The organism is Flavobacterium fontis (assembly GCF_900129405.1).
Taxonomy (GTDB): Bacteria; Bacteroidota; Bacteroidia; order Flavobacteriales; family Flavobacteriaceae; genus Flavobacterium; species Flavobacterium fontis.
Window position 1 is genome coordinate 467091 of sequence record NZ_FQVQ01000001.1, and the last position, 18346, is coordinate 485436.

Annotated in this window: 16 protein-coding genes and 1 tRNA gene; 13 read left to right on the forward strand and 4 right to left on the reverse strand. The window is 40.0% G+C overall.

Annotated elements, in window-relative coordinates; translation table 11 throughout:
• Positions 1-30 precede the first annotated feature (30 nt).
• Both BUC17_RS02090 and BUC17_RS02095 read right to left on the reverse strand, forming a co-directional pair.
• The gene (locus BUC17_RS02090; RefSeq protein ID WP_073361068.1) at positions 31-2013 is read right to left on the reverse strand and encodes an ATP-binding protein; all 1983 of its coding nucleotides are present in this window, start codon (positions 2011-2013) and stop codon (positions 31-33) included.
• Positions 2010-2717 carry a LytR/AlgR family response regulator transcription factor gene (locus BUC17_RS02095; protein ID WP_073361071.1) on the reverse strand — a complete coding sequence of 236 codons (708 nt, stop codon included), beginning with the start codon at positions 2715-2717 and terminating at the stop codon, positions 2010-2012. The genes BUC17_RS02090 and BUC17_RS02095 overlap by 4 nt, the downstream gene beginning before the upstream one ends.
• 145 nt (positions 2718-2862) lie before the next feature.
• Between BUC17_RS02095 and BUC17_RS02100 the strand changes: the two genes are divergently transcribed.
• From BUC17_RS02100 to BUC17_RS02130, 7 genes are all read left to right on the forward strand, one after another.
• Entirely contained in the window at positions 2863-6096 is a 3234-nt protein-coding gene (locus tag BUC17_RS02100; RefSeq protein WP_083544703.1) for a tail fiber domain-containing protein, read from the forward strand.
• A 28-nt stretch (positions 6097-6124) separates the two neighbouring features.
• The gene (locus tag BUC17_RS02105; protein WP_073361078.1) at positions 6125-8269 is read left to right on the forward strand and encodes a prolyl oligopeptidase family serine peptidase; all 2145 of its coding nucleotides are present in this window, start codon (positions 6125-6127) and stop codon (positions 8267-8269) included.
• 80 nt (positions 8270-8349) lie between these two features.
• Positions 8350-9276 (forward strand): DUF58 domain-containing protein, encoded by a 927-nt coding sequence (locus tag BUC17_RS02110; RefSeq protein WP_073361080.1) that lies wholly within the window; start codon positions 8350-8352, stop codon positions 9274-9276.
• Between the two features lie 85 nt (positions 9277-9361).
• Positions 9362-9435, forward strand: a tRNA-Asp gene (locus tag BUC17_RS02115).
• A 249-nt stretch (positions 9436-9684) separates the two neighbouring features.
• Positions 9685-9933 carry a GIY-YIG nuclease family protein gene (locus BUC17_RS02120; RefSeq protein WP_073361082.1) on the forward strand — a complete coding sequence of 83 codons (249 nt, stop codon included), beginning with the start codon at positions 9685-9687 and terminating at the stop codon, positions 9931-9933.
• 932 nt (positions 9934-10865) lie between these two features.
• On the forward strand, positions 10866-11231 hold the full coding sequence (locus tag BUC17_RS02125) for a hypothetical protein (RefSeq protein ID WP_073361084.1): 366 nt from the start codon (positions 10866-10868) through the stop codon (positions 11229-11231).
• Positions 11203-11712 carry a hypothetical protein gene (locus BUC17_RS02130; protein ID WP_083544704.1) on the forward strand — a complete coding sequence of 170 codons (510 nt, stop codon included), beginning with the start codon at positions 11203-11205 and terminating at the stop codon, positions 11710-11712. The genes BUC17_RS02125 and BUC17_RS02130 overlap by 29 nt, the downstream gene beginning before the upstream one ends.
• Here the strand turns inward: BUC17_RS02130 and BUC17_RS02135 are convergent.
• Both BUC17_RS02135 and BUC17_RS02140 read right to left on the reverse strand, forming a co-directional pair.
• The gene (locus BUC17_RS02135; RefSeq protein ID WP_073361086.1) at positions 11709-12839 is read right to left on the reverse strand and encodes a glycosyltransferase; all 1131 of its coding nucleotides are present in this window, start codon (positions 12837-12839) and stop codon (positions 11709-11711) included. The two genes, BUC17_RS02130 and BUC17_RS02135, sit on opposite strands and share 4 nt — an antisense overlap.
• Positions 12809-13753, reverse strand: coding sequence for a lysylphosphatidylglycerol synthase transmembrane domain-containing protein (locus BUC17_RS02140; RefSeq protein WP_073361088.1), 945 nt, complete (start codon positions 13751-13753; stop codon positions 12809-12811). The genes BUC17_RS02135 and BUC17_RS02140 overlap by 31 nt, the downstream gene beginning before the upstream one ends.
• Positions 13754-13800: 47 nt before the next feature.
• On the opposite strand from BUC17_RS02140, the gene ruvC reads away from it, so the two are divergent.
• From ruvC to BUC17_RS13950, 6 genes are all read left to right on the forward strand, one after another.
• Positions 13801-14352, forward strand: coding sequence for a crossover junction endodeoxyribonuclease RuvC (gene ruvC / locus BUC17_RS02145; protein ID WP_073361206.1), 552 nt, complete (start codon positions 13801-13803; stop codon positions 14350-14352).
• A 116-nt stretch (positions 14353-14468) separates the two neighbouring features.
• Positions 14469-15338: a hypothetical protein gene (locus BUC17_RS02150; RefSeq protein ID WP_073361090.1), complete on the forward strand. Its 870-nt coding sequence runs from the start codon at positions 14469-14471 to the stop codon at positions 15336-15338.
• Between the two features lie 102 nt (positions 15339-15440).
• Entirely contained in the window at positions 15441-16574 is a 1134-nt protein-coding gene (gene hemW / locus BUC17_RS02155; protein WP_073361093.1) for a radical SAM family heme chaperone HemW, read from the forward strand.
• A gap of 39 nt (positions 16575-16613) precedes the next feature.
• Positions 16614-17369 carry a cyclase family protein gene (locus tag BUC17_RS02160; RefSeq protein WP_073361096.1) on the forward strand — a complete coding sequence of 252 codons (756 nt, stop codon included), beginning with the start codon at positions 16614-16616 and terminating at the stop codon, positions 17367-17369.
• Positions 17370-17426: 57 nt separating this feature from the next.
• On the forward strand, positions 17427-17792 hold the full coding sequence (locus BUC17_RS02165) for an MmcQ/YjbR family DNA-binding protein (protein WP_073361099.1): 366 nt from the start codon (positions 17427-17429) through the stop codon (positions 17790-17792).
• A gap of 322 nt (positions 17793-18114) precedes the next feature.
• The gene (locus tag BUC17_RS13950) at positions 18115-18324 is read left to right on the forward strand and encodes a hypothetical protein (RefSeq protein WP_143161678.1); all 210 of its coding nucleotides are present in this window, start codon (positions 18115-18117) and stop codon (positions 18322-18324) included.
• Positions 18325-18346: the final 22 nt, after the last annotated feature.

The following is an 18346-nucleotide window of genomic DNA, read 5'->3' on the forward strand; positions in this document are numbered from 1 at the left end:
AAAAGCCCGATTTTTAAGTCGGGCTTTTTTTTATTTCCAACGTAAGGATATTGTTGTTCCTTTTCCTGGATTGGATTGAACTTCTATCGTGCATTGAATCAATTGTGCTAAGTCTCGAATAAGGTGCAATCCTAAACCCGACTTGGTTCCTACTGGAGCTGCGGCATCAAAAAGCGCTCGAAATTGTTCTTCGGTTGCCCCCGGGCCATTATCTTCTATACATAAACAAACGCCATGTTCATCTTGCCAAGCCGACCACGTAATTTGAGCATCTTCTGCTTGAACAAAGGCATTGATGGCATTACTGGTAAGGTTTCGAACGATTGTTTTTAAACAATTTTCATCCGTAAGCAGATGTAATTGCTCTGGGATAGTGTACTTAAATTGAATGTGTGAGTAGCCCGAAAAAACCTTACGCGTATCAGCGAAGAGTTCGGCAAGATTTACTTGTGAGGCTTGTGGTTTAAATTGCTCCATTTGTCCTTTACTCCACAACAAAATGTCTTCCATCGAGTGCAGGAGGTCTTCGGCACCCGTGATGGTTTTATTTTCCAAGCGTGTTTTGGTCGCTTCATCCATGAGTTCGGGATGTTCTTTTTGCAAATGCAAGAAATGAATGAGATTGGAAACGGGTGCCCGTAAATCGTGATTTAAGATGTTGAAAAATCGCGTTTTTACTTTGTTGGCTTGATCCAATTCCTGATTGAGCTGACGTAGTTTTTGATTAGTTTTTTTTCGTTGGTAATTTTGAAAAACCAGAAAGAATCCACCAAGGAACAAGACAATGATACCGCCATACAACAGTTGTTGCTCCTTTTTTTTATTTTCTAATTCCAACGCTTTTAGACGTAGCTCACGGGATTTTTGGGCAATGATATAGCGGTCTTCAAGATTTTTTAAAGTGGCTTTAGTTTTGGCATTAAAAATAGCATCATTAAACTGACTCCGCAATTGCGCATAGTCGTAGGCTTTTTGAAAATTGCCCAACTTTTCATAAACACGCGCGATTTTGGCACAGGTATCGACTGCGTCTATATTTCGCTTTTGATTTTTCATTTTTTCAAAAGCCTTTAGGTAAAATGACAGCGCCGTTTGTAGTGTTTTTGAAGAAGCATCTTGGGTATATTTTTGGAAATAGGCATCGCCTAAATGCTTTTCAATTAATGCCACAGTCGGGAGGTTGGGCGAAGTTTTTACCAAGGATAACGCTTCTTGTAACCGTTTCAGTGCCGCTGTGGTATTCTTTTGTTCTAAGTAAATTCTTCCTTGTTTTAAAAGGGCATCCGCTTTTTCGGGGTCATTTTTTGCAAGAGTAGCTTCTTTGATTTTTTGCGCATAAAAAAGAGTATCCCATTCTTTTTTTACTTTTTTGGATTCGTGTGCAATGACAGGTCCAGCGGTGAGGGGTATCAAGGTTTTGGGTACCTCTTTTTGCTGCGATTCCATCTGTGTTTTTACTTCTAAAGCTTTGTCTTTATAAGTTTTGTAGCGGGTGGCATCGCCCATTTGCAAATAGGTATTGGCTACGTTGTATAAGGTGATGTATTGCAATTGTAAATCGCCGATGGTTTCAAAGGCTTCTAAAGCTTTAAATTGATACTCCAGGCACTTGTCAAATGCTGAACTTTCCGAGTAGGTTCTTCCGATACTGCCGTAAATTTGACCTTGGATTTTTAGATTTTTGGTATAGGACAATGCTTTTTTAAAGTACGCATGAGCAGTTTCAAATTGGGATTGATTGGTAGCCACGATGCCTAAATTTCGATACGCAATTGCTTTTCCGTCGGGATATTTTTCTTTTTCAGCCCATACAATGGCTTTGTTTGAAAGCGATTCCGCGGTAGCAAAGTCTTTGGTTTTGTATTGTAACGCCACGGTATTGCATTCATCCACTTTTTGCGTGCCTGAAAACTTTTTTTCAATTGCCAAGGCGAGCGAGTCCGCCAGGGTTTGTTGTGCCGAAAGCCAAAATGGGAATACAATTCCAAACCATAAAACCAATCTAATTTTCATAACAATTGCATGGCGATTTCTTTATAACTTCTTCCAATCGGAATCGTGACTCCGTTTTCCAATTCAATTTCTTGCGGTTTTTTGTGTTTGACAACCGAACGCTGTACCGCATAACTTCGATGAATTCGAACAAACGATTGAAAATGGGATTCCTTCAACAAATTACCGATGGATGCCAGTACACAATGGCGTTTGTGGGGCGTGATGATGAGGGTGTAATCTTTCAATGCTTCCAAATAAAGGATTTCGTTGAGCTGTATTTTTGATTCGGTGTGGCCTTCTTTGATCACAATTTGATCGGTTCCCAAGGTTTTGTCTAAATAACTTGCTTTTTCACGAAGCGTTAAATACTGTTCAATGCGCACCATGGTTTGTTGAAACCGTTCAGCTTTCAAAGGTTTTACGATAAAATCTAAGGTCTCCAAGGCAAATGTTTCTGCCGCATATTCAGGGTGTGCGGAAATAAAAACACATACCGGAATTTCTTGCAGAAATTGGCGCAAATGCAAGCCACTCATTCCAGGCATATCAATATCTAAAAAAGCAATATCTAGCGTTGAAAAATCGATACCCTGGGATAAAATTTCTTGGGCGCTGCTATACATACCCACGATTTCAAGTGACTCCTGTTTTTGGGCATAGGACCAAACCGTTAATCGATCGATTTCATCATCGTCTACAATAATACATCGGTAACGTGGCATGGGTTAGGGTTTTACCCAAAATTACAAAAAAAACACCACCGATAAAGTAAAGGCTGCTGTCCTTGGTCTATTTAAAAAGTCGTTCGTCTATTTGTGTTTTTTTTTAGATCGTTTGCCCCTGAAATTTGACCAAAATTCAAGGGTTATGCGACTGTATTTTTTCATTTTATGTGTGATTTGCTTTGGAATGGGACATGCTCAAGTTGGCATAAACACGACCAATCCTCAGGCGCAGTTGGAAATTAGCTCTTCCAATCAAGCCGCACCTTCCCCAACCGATGGCGTGCTGATTCCCAAGATAGATGCCTTTCCAGCGACCAATCCCTCGGCCGCTCAACAAGGGATGCTCGTGTATTTAACGATCCCTTCAGGAAGTAATTCTCCAGGATTTTACTATTGGGATAACCCAACAACCACTTGGTTGCCTATCGGGAATGGCAGTAAAGACAGTTGGAAGTTGACAGGTAATGCAGGCACAAATCCTGCTGTAAATTTTATAGGAACGACAGATAATCAGCCACTTCGATTTCGATTAAATAATACTTGGGCTGGGCAGTGGAATCGAGTTGCAAGCAATTATTTCATTGGTGAAGATGCAGGGTTAGTCACCACGCCTTCTGGTTTATTTGCAGGTAGAAATAATATCGGCTTTGGAAATAGAGCGTTACAAAGTAATACTATAGGTTTTAGTAATATTGCGCTAGGTACGGAGTCACTATTAACCAATACAACTGGAAATTCTAATGTGGCCATTGGTAGTTTTTCATTAAACGCAAACACGACTGGCACTAGTAATATTGGAATCGGTCCACTCGCTTTAGGTGCTAATACAACGGGTAGTAATAACATTGCCCTAGGAAATTTAGCCCTAGTAAATAATACAACTGGATATGAAAATATTGGTATGGGTAACGCGGTTTTAAATGCAAATACCCAAGGAATTTATAATATTGGTATAGGAAACGAGGTGTTAAGAAATAACACTCTTGGAGGTACTAATTTAGGGTTGGGTTATCACGCATTGTTTTCGAACAACTCTGGTAATTCAAATATCGCTATTGGTGTAGAATCATTGGCATTCAACACTTCAGGAAATAGAAATATAGCTATTGGCGATTATACTCAAGTTCATTCAACAACCAATAGTGAGTCGATAGCTATTGGGCATAACGCACTAGAGTCAAATACTTTAGGCCTGTTCAATACAGCTCTTGGGAGTTATGCTTTAAATTTAAATACAACTGGTAGCTACAACACATCAATTGGAAATGATGTATTAAGAAATAATACAACGGCAAGTAATAACGTTGGAATTGGTTATAGAACTTTAAGTTCAAATACCACAGGTTCGCCTAATACAGCAGTAGGAACGGAAGCTTTATTTTATAATACTACTGGTGATAGTAATAATGCGTTTGGTTATAGAGCGCTGTATTCTAATACTTTAGGCGAATCAAATATTGCTATTGGTAATAGTGCTTTGATTTCTAACATAACCGGTGATTTTAATGTAGCTATTGGTGATGATGCTTTATGGAATAGCCGCCACTCTAGCAATAATATCGCTGTTGGGTGGCAAGCATTATTTAGTAATAATAATGGTTCAGAAAATATTGCTATTGGCCTTCGAAGCCTTCGTAGTAATAATGGTTCGGATAATATTGGTATTGGTTCTCGAAGTCTTGAAGCAAATAGCTCAGGACAAAGAAATATAGCATTTGGAAATCTTAGTTTGAACAGTAACACGACAGGCAGTAGGAATCTTGCTATTGGTCATCAGGCGCTTTCGTCAAGCAATGCAAGTTCAGACAATGTCGCTATCGGTGATAGCTCATTGATGGCTAATACTACTGGGAATTTTAATACAGCAGTTGGTGTTGAGTCTGCCAAAGCTAACACAACTGGCGCTGAAAATACTAGCCTTGGCTATCAAAGTTTATTTAAAAACGTGCATGGAAGTTTTAACACCGCTATTGGAAATTTTTCTTTATGGTCTAACTTATTAGGTGATAATAATACGGCAACAGGAAACCGATCACTTTATTCTAATAGTCACGGTGATTTCAATACTGCTTTTGGTGCATCTTCATTACGATTAAATACAATTGGAAACAATAATACTGCTTTAGGGTGTTTTAGTTTACAAAATAATACATGGGGTTCAAACAACACATCCATTGGCTATGAAGCTATACTAAATAATACAACAGGAAATGATAATACAGCCATAGGCGCAATAGCGTTAAGAAATAATACTACAGGAAATAAAAATAATGCTTTTGGACGTGAGGCACTATTTAAGAATATCAATGGATACGAAAATGTTGCAATTGGTAATTCCGCGCTTTACGAAAATACCAGTGGATATCGAAATGTTGCTATTGGCATATATTCTTTATATAAAAATACAACAGGTAACGCAAATGTAGCCGTTGGGACAGCGGTTCTTTCTGATAATGAAACTGGAAGAGCTAATACGGCAATTGGATACGAATCTTTACTAAGCAATACATCAGGAGAAGAAAATACAGCTACAGGTTTTCGGGCATTAGCAGGGAATACAACGGGGAGTCAAAATACTGCTGTAGGTGATTCTGCATTATTTTTGAATACTACTGCAAGTAACAACACGGCTGTGGGCCATCAAGCACTTAATAGAAATAGTATTGGGAATCAAAATACTGCATTAGGTGTAGGAACTCTTTATTTTAGTATTAGCTCAAATAATACGGCTTCAGGTTATAGAGCTGCTTATAATACTACAACTGGATTTAGAAATGTTGCTTTTGGAAGCAATGCGATGCTGAATGTTACCACTGGAAACTACAACACAGCCGTTGGAAGTTTTGCCTACAATATTAATTCATTTACCAACGCCACCGCTATTGGCGATGCTGCAGCTATTACGGCTTCCAATCAAATTCGATTAGGCGATGGTGGCGTGACTTCTATCGGTGGATTTGCCAATTGGACCAATGTGTCGGATGCTCGGTTTAAGGTCAATGTGCAACAAAATGTCCCGGGACTTTCGTTTGTTACCAAATTACGACCTGTTACCTATCAACTGGATTTAGAGGGGATTCATACCTATTTAAAAACACCTTCAGAAGTTAGAAAACCAGAAACAGAGACCGAGAAAAAACAAGAAATTCAAACGGGCTTTATCGCTCAAGAGGTAGAACAAGCCGCTCAAGAACTTGGATTTACCTTTTCGGGTATAGATAAACCAAAAAATGAAAAAGATTTTTATGGTCTGCGATATGCCGAATTTGTGGTGCCTCTAGTCAAAGCCGTTCAAGAGCAACAAGCTATCATCGAAAACCTTCAAGCGAAAGTTCGAGCGCTAGAGGAACAACTTCAGCGTCAAAACAAAAAGTAAGAACCCACACAATAAACACTATACCGATATGAAACCAATCCATTATTTTGCAGTGCTCTCTTTTTTATTCTTTTCAAAAGGGGTGGCACAATCCTATCCCGCGACAAAAGTGGGAAATGATGTCGATGTTCTTCACGGCGTTACGTATCCCGACCCTTTACGATGGTTGGAAGACATGAAGAATCCCGAAGTTGAGCAATGGTTCAAAAGCCAAGCCGATTACACTACGGCTGTTTTCAAGAATGTCAAAGGAATTCAGTCCTTGGCCCAAGAATGGTATCATTTAAGTACGATTCAAAATGAAAAATTTGCCGATATCTATTGCCGTGGCGGTATTTATTTTTATAAAAAAACCTTACCCAACGAGGTGGTAGGGAAGATTTATATGCGAAAAAGCCGCAATGCTCCCGAGGAACTCTTATTTGACCCGTACACATTTATCCCCGGAAAAATGCTTTCGGTCACGGCGATAAAACCCAGTTTTGATGGCAAATATATCGGCATTGCCTATTCAGAAATGGGAGCAGAAATTGGAAGTCTTATCATTATTGAGGTCGCTAATAAAAAGGTATTGCCTCAAAAGTTCGAACCCAATTACAACGGCATTAGCGAATGGTTGCCCGATAATTCTGGCTTTTTATGGCCCAAATTGGCTACCTCCGACAGCACCAGCCCCGAGTTGTTTATGAACCTCAAAACCATGTTTCAATCCGTTGATTGGACCACGCCAAGTGTAGATTTTTTCTCAAAAGCCAAAAATCCTGAACTTCCTATTGCGTCTTCCGATTTCCCCATTGCTTTTACTATAGAGGATATGCCCAATTACGTATTTGCAGGTTTATTCTCGGTACAAAATGAGTTACGCACCTTTTTTGCCCCTTATCAAAAAAATTCCAAGAAACCGTTGCAATGGAAAGTGCTTTCTCAGGTAAACGATAGCCTCGTGGGCACCATCGAAGTGCATCAAGGAAAAGTCTTCGCCTGCACTACAAAAAATGCACCCAACATGAAAGTAGTTTGTACCTCGCTTGATAACCCCAATTGGGATACGGCTGAGGTCATCATTCCTGAGAAAAAGGAAATCCTCCAAGAGTTTATCAAATGCAACGATTATCTCGTGGTCGTTTATAGTGACGGCATTAATTGTTCGTTATACAAATACGGATTTGCGTCCAAAAAATTGGAAAAAATTGAAGCCCCCTTGTCGGGTACGTTTACGCTGACCGTCATCGATACTAAAAAGAATGAAGTGTTGGTGAAAATAACGAGTTGGAATAAAGCGGCGACGGCCTATGATTTGGACTTGGATAAAAACACCTTTACCCAAAGTACTTTTTCTAAACCCGCCAATTACCCCAAAGCCTTTGATGAATTAGTGGTAGAAGAAGTAGAAGTGAAAGGACACGATGGCGTGATGATCCCTTTGTCGCTTATCTATAAAAAAGGACTCCAAAAAGACGGTAAAAATGTATGTGTAATGGAAGCCTACGGGGCCTATGGAATGAGTTCAAAACCTCTTTTTGATATTATGTACAATACGCTAGCGACCAAAGGCGTGATTCTTGCGATTCCGCATGTTCGTGGCGGTGGAGAAAAAGGATATGATTGGTATATGGCCGGGTATAAGACGACCAAACCCAATACGTGGAAAGACTTTATCAGTTGTGGTGAATGGTTGGTACAAAACGGCTATACTTCGCCTTCTAAGCTAGGAGGGATGGGAACTTCAGCCGGAGGAATACTCATCACGCGCGCTATTACCGAACGCCCCGATTTATTTGCGGCAGCGGTTTGTAATGTAGGGATTTCCAATGCCCTTCGCTTTGAATTTACACCCAATGGTAGTAATAATGTGAAAGAATTTGGGTCTGTAAGCAACCCCATCGAATGTAAAGCACTGTATGAAATGGATGGTTTGGCTCATATCCAAAAAGGAGGGAACTATCCGGCTGTTTTGTGTGTGGCGGGTTGGAACGATCCTCGTGTCATTCCGTGGCAACCGGGCAAATTTGCGGCCCTCATGCAATTGTATTCTTCCTCTGATAAGCCAGCGCTGTTGAAAGTAAACTACGATAACGGTCATTTTACAGAGGACAAAAAAGTGACCCAACTTGATTTTGCCCACCAATTTGGGTTTCTCTTATGGCAATGTGGCCATCCTGATTTTAATTAAAAGAAAAGGCGCTGTGAAGGCGTCTTTTTTTGTGCGATGGATTTTTTCAATTCCCAAGGAATACTAGTATCTTTGAACGTATGAAGATCGAACAAGAAAAAGAACTCATCTCGGGATTTAAGCACCTGGAACTATTGGCCAACCAAGTGGTGGAGGGTTTTATTTCGGGAATGCATAAATCGCCTTTCCATGGATTTTCTGCGGAGTTTGCCGAGCATAAGGTCTACAATAAAGGCGAAAGCACCAAACACATCGATTGGAAGTTGTATGCCAAAACCGATCGGTTGTATACCAAGCGATTTGAAGAGGAAACCAATTTGCGCTGTCATTTGATTTTGGATAATTCGTCGTCGATGCATTATCCGAAACTGACTTCGGGGCAGCCTTTTTATCAGCAAAAAATTGGATTTTCGGTTTTAGCTGCCGCCGTTTTGATGAACTTGTTAAAAAAACAACGCGATGCTGTGGGGTTAAGTGTGTTTTCGGATACCTACGAGTACTACGCTCCTGAAAAAGGGTCCGACCGACACCATCGGATGCTTTTGGCACAATTGGAAGGAATGTTAGAGGATCCTAAAGGGGCTAAACCGACGGACACTATTACGTTTTTGCATCAAATTGCCGAAAAGTTACACCGGCGCTCCATGGTGATTTTGTTTACCGATATGTTTCAAAACGAAGCCCAAGAAAAGTTGTTCAATGCGTTGCAACATTTGAAGCACAACAAGCACAAGGTGGTGGTGTTTCATGTGGTCGATGAAGCGACTGAATTGCACTTTGATTTTGACAATCATCCCCGAAAGTTTGTCGATGTTGAAACGGGTGAAGTCATCAATGTGTTTGCCGATTCGCTACAAAATGCTTACCAAAATCAGGCAGAAACCTACTTTAAGTCGTTGTCATTGGCCTGCGCACAGAATAAAATCAAGTACGTTCCAATCAATGTAGGTGCGGATTTTGAGAAAATTTTGACCACTTACTTGGTTGAAAAACAAATGTTTGGTTAGGCCTGTAGAAAATATTTTTAAATTTTAAAGCAAAACGTTTGCAAAACTCAAATTTGGACGTATATTTGCATCCGCAATAAAGCAAGGTTTGGTAGTTCAGTTGGTTAGAATACATGCCTGTCACGCATGGGGTCGCGGGTTCGAGTCCCGTCCAGACCGCTAAATTGGGAAAAGCGTTCCGTTACACGGAGCGCTTTTTTGCCCAAAAAAGCTTTGGAATGATGCTTCTTTTTGCAGGAAGCACATTTAAAATAGTTGTGTTGTTTCGTCTCGTGTAACAGCGAGACAGGTTTAGTAGTTAGACCAATGAAAAGCTTTTCCGATTCATTTCGGAATAGCTTTTTTGCTTTTAGAAAGGTTTATTTTTTCTAAATTCGTTTTTTACTCTATTAAATTTATTTATTCACCATGTACACCGTTTATATTTTATTCTCTCCAACATTAGATGTCTATTATAAAGGTTTTACTTCAAATATTGAATTAAGAATTGATTATCATTTAAATTCAAAAAGTCCTTACACTTCAAAAACTAATGATTGGATTTTAGTTTATGAAAGAAAATTTGAGATTAAACGAGAAGCATTGATTGAAGAAAAAAGGTTGAAAAAATTAAATCGAAAATCAATTTTAGATTTAATAGATAAATACAAGGTTTAGTAGTCTCGTCTTTGGGACGAGATGAAAAGCTTTTCCGATTCATTTCGGAATAGCTTTTTTGCTTTATAGCACCTGCTAAGATGAGGAGTGCAAGCGTTTTTTCCTTTGCCACGAAGGCATTAAGACACTAAGGTTATGGTTTTTAAGTTTGCGGCCTGTGGCCTGGGTTTTTAACCGCAAAGGGGCTAAGGTTACGCAGAGCACGCAATGGATTAAGTTTCCAAAGAATTGCGGCCGTTGGCCGGCTAAATGCTCTTAATCTATTCGGTTTAGTGGGTATACTTAATTCCTTAATGTTTAAATTTAGGAGCACAAGGTTACACGATGTTTGCACCAAGTTTCACCGTTTCTTTCTTCTATTTAACTGCCAAGGATACGCAGAGCACGCAGTGATTTAAGTTTGCAAAGAATCGCGGCCGTTGACCGGCTAAATGCTCTTAATCTATTCGGTTTGGTGGGTATACTTAATTCCTTAATGTTTAAATTTTGGAGCACAAGGTTACACGATGTTTGCACCAAGTTTCACCATTTTTTCTTGTTTTTTTTCGCCACGAAGGCATGAAGGTTATTAAGTTTGCGGCCTGTGGCCTGGGTTTTTAACCGCAAAGGCGCTAAGGTTACGCAGAGCACGCAATGGATTAAGTTTCCAAAGAATTGCGGCCGTTGGCCAGCTTAAGGCTCTTAATCTATACGGTTTGGTGGGTATACTTAATTCCTTAATGTTTAAATTTTGGAGCACAAGGTTGCACGATGTTTGCACCAAGTTTCACTGTTTCTTTCTTCTTTCTTCTTTTCTCTTTCTTCTATTTAACTGCCAAGGATACGCAGAGCACGCAGTGATTTAAGTTTGCAAAGAATCGCGGCCTTTGCTCAGCTACCTACTTGTGATTGCGTTTATTTTACTACTTTTGATTTCTTTGAAGCGGTGAACTATGCGTAAATGGATTTGGTTTTTTGTACTGTGGATTGGCTCAGGGGTAGTGGCGCCTTCTTTGTTGGCACAAGAGGCTTCCGATCCGGATTTAGCCCTCAAAAACACCTTGTATGCCCAATACCGAAAAGAAGTTTTGGCCTATGACAAGAAAACGTATGATGCGTTGTTTTTTTCGTTTTTTGAGAAACAAAACGACCCCAATATTACCTTGACCAAAGAAGAATATTATACGTACACTATAAAAATCGCAATCTATTCGGAGAAGTTGGGAATGCTCTACAAAGCGCAAAAAGAGGCAGCGGAACAAACCAAAAAAGAATGGTTTGACAAACGGTATGAAGCGTATTTACAATCGAAAAATTAAGGAAGTGAAAAAAGTGCTTTTCCTTTTGGCGTTGGCCCTAACCTCATGCAGTTATTTTGAAAAACAAGTTCCCAACGAACAGGAATTGTTGGAAAAAGAACTTCAAGCCATCAATTGGGATCAAGTCGATGAGTATCCTTCTATAGCTGAATGTGAAAAATTGACCGATGCCAACCAACGAAAACAATGCTTTTTTGAATTCCTTTCGGCCACCATTCAAGAAAAATTAACTTCCGATTCGTTGGCTGTACTTCCTCCAGCGGTCGACACTATTGAAGTGAAAGTAACGGTTAATCCCGATGCAACATTGGTGTTGGAACCCCAATTTCCGCAAGATTCAACCGCTTACGACAAGAAAAAGATAGATAGTATTTTGCGTACCCGCTTGACCGATTTGCCCAAAATTAATCCGGCCCTCAAACGCGGTATTCCTGTAAAGTCACAGTTTATTTTGCCGGTCATCCTTCGCAGTGAAAATTAACGCCGATACGCACGTCCTTTCCACCGAAATCCCCCGAACAATGCCCCAATTCCAGTTACACTACTAAACAACGGATACACCACACTACTCGCGACGGGTAAGAAGAATTGACCGTTTCGCAGCAAAACATTCGTACGGTACATGACCAAAAAGTCCACCGCATATTTTACCGCCCACATGCTCCAAACCATGGGCCATTGCAGTTGGTGGTTGAAGGCAAGAATGACGGCAGTTACCCAACATAGATTCATGCACAAAACGACAACGGCAAGTCCTTTTGCATAGGTATTGGAATAACCTGTTGACTTCGCCGCCCAGCGAATACGTTGTTGAAGTACTTCAAACAAATCGTCTATAGCGCGGGTTGCAACGGTTGCTGCGGCACTTTTCAAATAGCCCACTTTTTGCGGTTGTTGCTGCAAGGCTTTTTGTAACAATAACACATCATCACCCCCCGCGTATTGCTGGAGTCCGTCGAAGCCCCCTAGGTCAAGAAAAAAGGATTTCGTGTAAGCAAAGTTGGCGCCATTGCACATAAATCCTTGGCCGTTCCCAAAACTACCCATCGTGGTGCCTTGTAACGCAAGGTTTTCCAATTGTTGAAAATCGTGAAACCAGTTGATTTTAGTTTTTAAAATGACGGGTCCCGCGACCATCGCACAGTTCGTTTCCTGAATGTAATCGTGGTAGGTTTGCAGCCAATTTTCGGGTAAAATACAATCACCATCGGTGGTAATCACCCACGGATGTTTCAGGATAGGTAAGGCACGGGAAATGGCGTCTTTTTTAGGCGACCCCGTTCGTCGTACGTTTTCCAAAAAAGTAGTGTCAAACTGACTGTGGATCAACCGCCAATTCAGGTAAATCCGTTCACTTTGGTCTTCCGAGAAATCGTCGATGATGATGACTTCAAAAAGTTCAGGCGGATACTTGAGATTCGCAATGGAATGCAATAGTGCCGGTAGATTTTTCGCCTCATTTCGTATGGGGATAACGATTGAAAATCCGGTGGTTGGCGTTGTATGTTTGGGAGTGAATGTGCGGAGTTTTGCGATACCTGAAAAAATATGCAAAAGGAAACCCGCATACAGTATTGTTATGAGTCCGAAGCCGAGGAAGATGTCCATTGTGGTTTAAAGATTAAAATATAATAACTTCCTAAAAGTACAGGAACCACCACATTCATAAGCCACATGAGCGTACTTATGAAAACAACAGTCCAATCGTTAACGCCCAATTTTCCGAAGAAGAACAAGGCTACGCTCCCTTTTACGGCAAAATCCAAAAACTGAAAACTTGGTAAAGAGGAAGCCATGAAATAGACTGCTGCAATGGCGCCCATTAAAGTAGCGTAAGGTAAATGTACCTCAAATGCCTGAAATAAAAAATAGTATTGGTGCGAAAAGATGAGGTAACGGCCTAAGGCTAAGAGGTTGTTTTTTTGGTGAACCGACTTTGGCAGTGCTTGAATTTTGGTGAAAAGTAAATGAAATGAATACCCTTTGAGGGTGATTTTTTGGGTAAAATAAAAAAGCAATCCCAACGTGGTAGCCAACACGATAACACCCAATGCCCATTCGGTGTATCCTAAGATGAAAAGTCCGATAGTGCCAAAAACAATCGTGAGCACCATTTGAATACCATTGCAAATCAGATTTAAAAAGACGACTTGACCTGCCTCTTTTTTGGGGAAATAGAAGGCTTTTCCCGCGTATTCGCCAATGCCGTTGGGGGTGAAAATGCCCGCTGTTAAAGCCGCCAATACTTGTTTGGTCGATTCCCTAAGCGAAAGTGGGCGAAGGGTTGAACCCATATTTTGCCATTTGAGGATTTCCAAAAAACGGTTGCCAAAGGTCAGGACAAATAATAGCAGCAACATCCCCGGATGCGCAATTTTTTGAATGGCTTCGCGAAAGGCGGTCCAGGAGAGTTGGGGGTCTGAATTCAATCGGTCGTAGATCACATAAAAGGCTGCTGATACAATCAGAATTTTGAGGAGAACTGTAAGGAATTGTGTAGCTTTGTCTGACCGTGCCTTCATGGTACAAAGAAAACGCTTTTTTGGCGAAACCAACGAATGAATTGACCTTGGCAAACGAACGAATTATACTAGGCATAGACCCAGGAACCACGATTATGGGGTTTGGACTCATTCGTGTGGTCCATAAAAAAATGGAATTTATACAACTCAATGAATTGATGTTGAGTAAATACGATGATCATTATGTGAAGTTGAAAAAAATTTTCGAGCGCACCCTTGAGTTAATCGATACCTACCATCCCGATGAAATTGCGATTGAAGCCCCTTTTTTTGGTAAAAACGTCCAATCGATGCTGAAATTAGGTCGAGCCCAAGGAGTTGCTATGGCCGCAGGGTTGTCTCGTCAAATTCCGATTACCGAATACGAACCCAAGAAAATCAAAATGGCAATCACCGGTAACGGAAATGCCAGCAAAGAGCAAGTTGCTAAAATGTTGCAACAATTATTGGGATTAAAAGAATTACCCAAAAATCTCGATTCCACCGATGGTTTAGCCGCCGCCGTGTGTCATTTTTTCAACACCGGCAAAGTGGTAGCGGGGAAAAGTTATTCGGGTTGGGATGCCTTTGTGAAACAGAATCAAGATCGTGTAAAGTAAAGTTTACGCCATAAATTTTTTAGTATTTTAGAAATTTAATTTGTTGATTTTGAATGCTAAAAAAATAATGCATATTTGTACTTTCATCTATGTAACTTTTTAATTCTTTATAAACCATGAGAAAATTAAACATTTTTGCAACCTTTTTATTAACTTTTGTATTGTTTTCTTGTTCAAATTCAGAGAACTCCAACGGTTCAGGACAAAGTCAAAACGTAGTTACTTTTACTTCTAACTCAGTCGCCAAAACAGTAACTAATTTTCAAGCTCAAAAATCTGAAAACACCCTTGTTATTACTGCTATAACCAGCGATGGATACGGGTTGGAGATAAATTTTAATAAGTTTGGCGATTTAAATAAAGTTTCCGCTTACAGTTTGATGGGGACAGAGAGCCATACCACCTATATTAACTTCACATCAAATTATTTTACGTTCAACCTGACATCCATAGACGAGTCAAATAAAATTGTTAAAGGAAATTTTTCGGGTCGCCTTTATGAAGATGAAAACGATTTAACTTCGCCCTTTGTAACGGTAAGTGGAAATTTTGATGTGGTATACACAGAAGTGACGCCTGCGGTGCCTAACTTGGAATGTTATGCAAAAATAGCAGGGCAAGACTGGTATAGTACTAAAGGGTATCAAAACAATGGATTTAGCGCAAATGATTTTATAATGCAAAATCTATCCGATGATGATGTTTTAATTAGTATGGGTTTTAATTCTACAAATAATGGCCCCGGAGTCTATAATTTTACCCCTTCAAGTACCACAAATTTTGTGCGTTTCTCGAAGTTTAACACTACAACTTTAGAATACGACTTATACAATTGCACAGGATCAATGACAGTCGTATCAAAAACGCCTGCGCTTGTAGGTTATATCATTGATGTAAATTATAGTTTAACAGCAGTGAATCCGGCAAATCCAAGTCAGTCGATACAAATTACAAACGGACATTATAAAGCGTACTATAGTTGGTAATGTATCAGGTGAAATATAGAAGTCGGTTCAAGTAACCGACTTTTTTAGTTTATTTTTGGTTCAAGAATAAAAACCTGAAACCTGAAACCTGAAACTTTCACCATGAGTGGCATCTACCTCCATATTCCTTTTTGCAAACAAGCCTGTCATTATTGTGATTTCCATTTTTCGACATCTTTGAAAAAAAAAGAAGCGCTGGTGGCCATGATGGCGCGTGAAATGGTGTTGCGGAACCATTGGATGGGAGATCAAACCGTCATTGAAACCATCTATTTTGGAGGGGGAACGCCAAGTCTATTGACGATTCCTGAACTTCTTTTTCTTATCGAGACCATTTACCAGCATTTCGAGGTGGTTGACCAACCCGAAATCACCCTAGAAGCCAATCCCGATGATTTGACCCCGGACTATTTACATGCTTTGGCACAAACTCCGGTGAATCGTTTGTCCATTGGAGTACAGTCGTTTTTTGAAGAGGATTTGCAGTTGATGAATCGCGCGCACAATGCCCAAGAGGCCTTGGCTTGTTTACAATTGGCGACCACACTATTTGATAACATTACCTTGGACTTGATTTACGGGATTCCGGGACTTACGCATGAAAAATGGTTGGCCAATATCCAAACGGCTTTGGACTTGGGAGTACCGCACATTTCGAGTTATGCGTTGACGGTCGAACCCAAAACGGCCTTGCATTCGTTTGTGCAAAAAGGGATTATTCCCAATCCGGATGATGGTCAAGCCCAAGAACAATTTTTGTTGTTGATGGACCAACTCGAAGCTGCGGGTTTTGTGCATTATGAGTTGTCCAATTTTGGAAAAGAAGGTTTTTTTTCCAAAAATAATTCGGCCTATTGGTTGGGCAAACCGTATATAGGCATTGGGCCTGCCGCACATAGTTTTAACGGTACCCAACGCGGATGGAATATTTCCAATAACACCAAATACATCCAAGCCCTCGAAGCCCATGAACTGCCTATCGAATTGGAAACTTTATCCCTAACCGATCGTTATAACGAATATGTGATGACAGGATTGCGCACCATTTGGGGCGTTGATTTACATCGGTTGGAAACGGAATTCGGACCCCGATTCAAGACGTATTTTTTACAACAAGCCGAAGCGCACTTGGAAGATCATTTGCTCTTCATAGACGGTGATATCGTTCGCACAACTCGTAAAGGAAAGTTTCTAAGTGATGGGATTGCGAGTGATTTGTTTTTATTGAATTTGTAAATTTATACCTTAGCGTACTTTGCGGTTAATTCTCAGCTTATGATTCTACAATTTGACACCCATACCTTCGACACTTCGCAACCCATTGACATTTCGATTCCGTTGACTAATACCGATGCCAATCCGATTGCATGGTATTTGGAACAACCTGTGATCGAACCCGTTCGTTTTGGCGATTGGGTTGGAAAAGTGGCAGCTGGGAGTTCAACCAACTTCAACAACATCCATTTCAACCCGCATGGACATGGAACGCATACGGAATGTTTGGGACACATTACCCGTGATTTTTACAGTATAAATCAATGTTTGCAGACCTTTTTTTTTCGTGCCGAATTGATTTCGATAGCGCCAGAAAAGCATGCAGGTGACAGCATCATAACCCAAAATCAACTGGAAAAAGCCTTGGCAGGAAATACGCCTGAAGCTGTGGTGATTCGCACTTTACCCAATTTGGCATCAAAAAAGCACCAAAACTATTCCCATACCAATCCGCCGTATTTGGCAGCGGAAGCCGCACATTATTTGCGTGAAATTGGGGTAAAACACCTCTTGATTGATTTGCCCAGTGTCGATCGGGAAGAAGACGGAGGTGCCTTGGCGGCGCATAAAGCCTTTTGGAATGTCAATGATATTCAGCAGCTCAATGCCGATGCCCGTTTGGATTGTACGATTACGGAATTGATTTTTGTTCCCGATACGGTGCCCGACGGGAGCTATCTACTGAATTTACAAATCGCTTCCTTTGAAAATGATGCCTCGCCCAGTAAACCTGTTTTGTATGCTTTACAGCCTTAGCCATACTTTTAGCCTCAAAAGGGTAGGGATAGGTGTTTTGGTATAAAAATTAAAGTTATGGATATACAGCAACTATACGACTATTGTCTCTCTAAAAAAGGAGTGACCGAACATTTTCCATTTGATGAGGATACATTGGTCTTTAAAGTGATGGGGAAAATGTTTTGTTTGGCTTCCTTGCAAGAATGGGAAAAAGGAAATCCAGCGGTTAATGTAAAATGCGATCCCGATTATGCGGAGGAGTTGCGGGCCGAATTTGAAAGTGTGCAACCGGGCTACCACTCCAATAAAAAGCACTGGAATACCGTATATGTCAATCGCGAAATCCCCGACAAGAAAATCATTCATTTTATCCACCACTCCTATGAATTGGTTGTATCAAAATTGCCCAAAAAGGAACGCGAGGCGCTTCGAGAGTTGTGAATCGACGGTTTTGCCTACCAATTTTTCTTAAATTTACTTTTTGGAGAACCAGTAGATGAAGGAATTGTATTTAGAGCTGAAGATTATAAATACAGTAGTGCTTCAGATTATTCTGGAGAAAAAGGTTTGTGAAATGAAGTTTGTGTTTTCAGTATTTTAAATTGTAAAACCACGCGGAAGGATTGACTTCGTCGAATTTCATTTCGCGCTATAGCAGGGCCTACTACACTTATGGACAAAATAATAAAAGGAGGGAAAATTGTTAAAGATTGTCTATTCTTACCTGTAAATGGAACCATAAAATCTAAAAAATTACAAGTGAATGAATGATATTTTTAGAACAGAAAAAGAGTTTTATATTATTGTCTTTCTTTTTACAGTTACACTTTTACTAGTAATTTATTTAATTAGAAAAACATTTTTAAGACTAAGAAAGTTAGACAAAGATGAATTAATTAAAGAAAGAGATAAATCATTAAATAAATCTAGTAAATCTAATATAGTGAAAATGATATTAGATTTATTTTCTTAAATTATTTTCATAAAATGACAGA

What these genes read in the sequence shown, in the direction of transcription:
- BUC17_RS02105 (WP_073361078.1), top strand. Translation starts at nt 6,125, where the DNA reads ATGAAACCAATCCATTATTTTGCAGTGCTCTCTTTTTTATTCTTTTCA.
- BUC17_RS02140 (WP_073361088.1), bottom strand. Translation starts at nt 13,753, where the DNA reads ATGAAGGCACGGTCAGACAAAGCTACACAATTCCTTACAGTTCTCCTC.
- BUC17_RS02135 (WP_073361086.1), bottom strand. Translation starts at nt 12,839, where the DNA reads ATGGACATCTTCCTCGGCTTCGGACTCATAACAATACTGTATGCGGGT.
- BUC17_RS02095 (WP_073361071.1), bottom strand. Translation starts at nt 2,717, where the DNA reads ATGCCACGTTACCGATGTATTATTGTAGACGATGATGAAATCGATCGA.
- BUC17_RS02150 (WP_073361090.1), top strand. Translation starts at nt 14,469, where the DNA reads ATGAGAAAATTAAACATTTTTGCAACCTTTTTATTAACTTTTGTATTG.
- hemW (WP_073361093.1), top strand. Translation starts at nt 15,441, where the DNA reads ATGAGTGGCATCTACCTCCATATTCCTTTTTGCAAACAAGCCTGTCAT.
- BUC17_RS13950 (WP_143161678.1), top strand. Translation starts at nt 18,115, where the DNA reads ATGAATGATATTTTTAGAACAGAAAAAGAGTTTTATATTATTGTCTTT.
- BUC17_RS02110 (WP_073361080.1), top strand. Translation starts at nt 8,350, where the DNA reads ATGAAGATCGAACAAGAAAAAGAACTCATCTCGGGATTTAAGCACCTG.
- BUC17_RS02100 (WP_083544703.1), top strand. Translation starts at nt 2,863, where the DNA reads ATGCGACTGTATTTTTTCATTTTATGTGTGATTTGCTTTGGAATGGGA.
- BUC17_RS02165 (WP_073361099.1), top strand. Translation starts at nt 17,427, where the DNA reads ATGGATATACAGCAACTATACGACTATTGTCTCTCTAAAAAAGGAGTG.
- BUC17_RS02090 (WP_073361068.1), bottom strand. Translation starts at nt 2,013, where the DNA reads ATGAAAATTAGATTGGTTTTATGGTTTGGAATTGTATTCCCATTTTGG.
- BUC17_RS02160 (WP_073361096.1), top strand. Translation starts at nt 16,614, where the DNA reads ATGATTCTACAATTTGACACCCATACCTTCGACACTTCGCAACCCATT.
- BUC17_RS02120 (WP_073361082.1), top strand. Translation starts at nt 9,685, where the DNA reads ATGTACACCGTTTATATTTTATTCTCTCCAACATTAGATGTCTATTAT.
- BUC17_RS02130 (WP_083544704.1), top strand. Translation starts at nt 11,203, where the DNA reads ATGAAGCGTATTTACAATCGAAAAATTAAGGAAGTGAAAAAAGTGCTT.
- BUC17_RS02125 (WP_073361084.1), top strand. Translation starts at nt 10,866, where the DNA reads ATGCGTAAATGGATTTGGTTTTTTGTACTGTGGATTGGCTCAGGGGTA.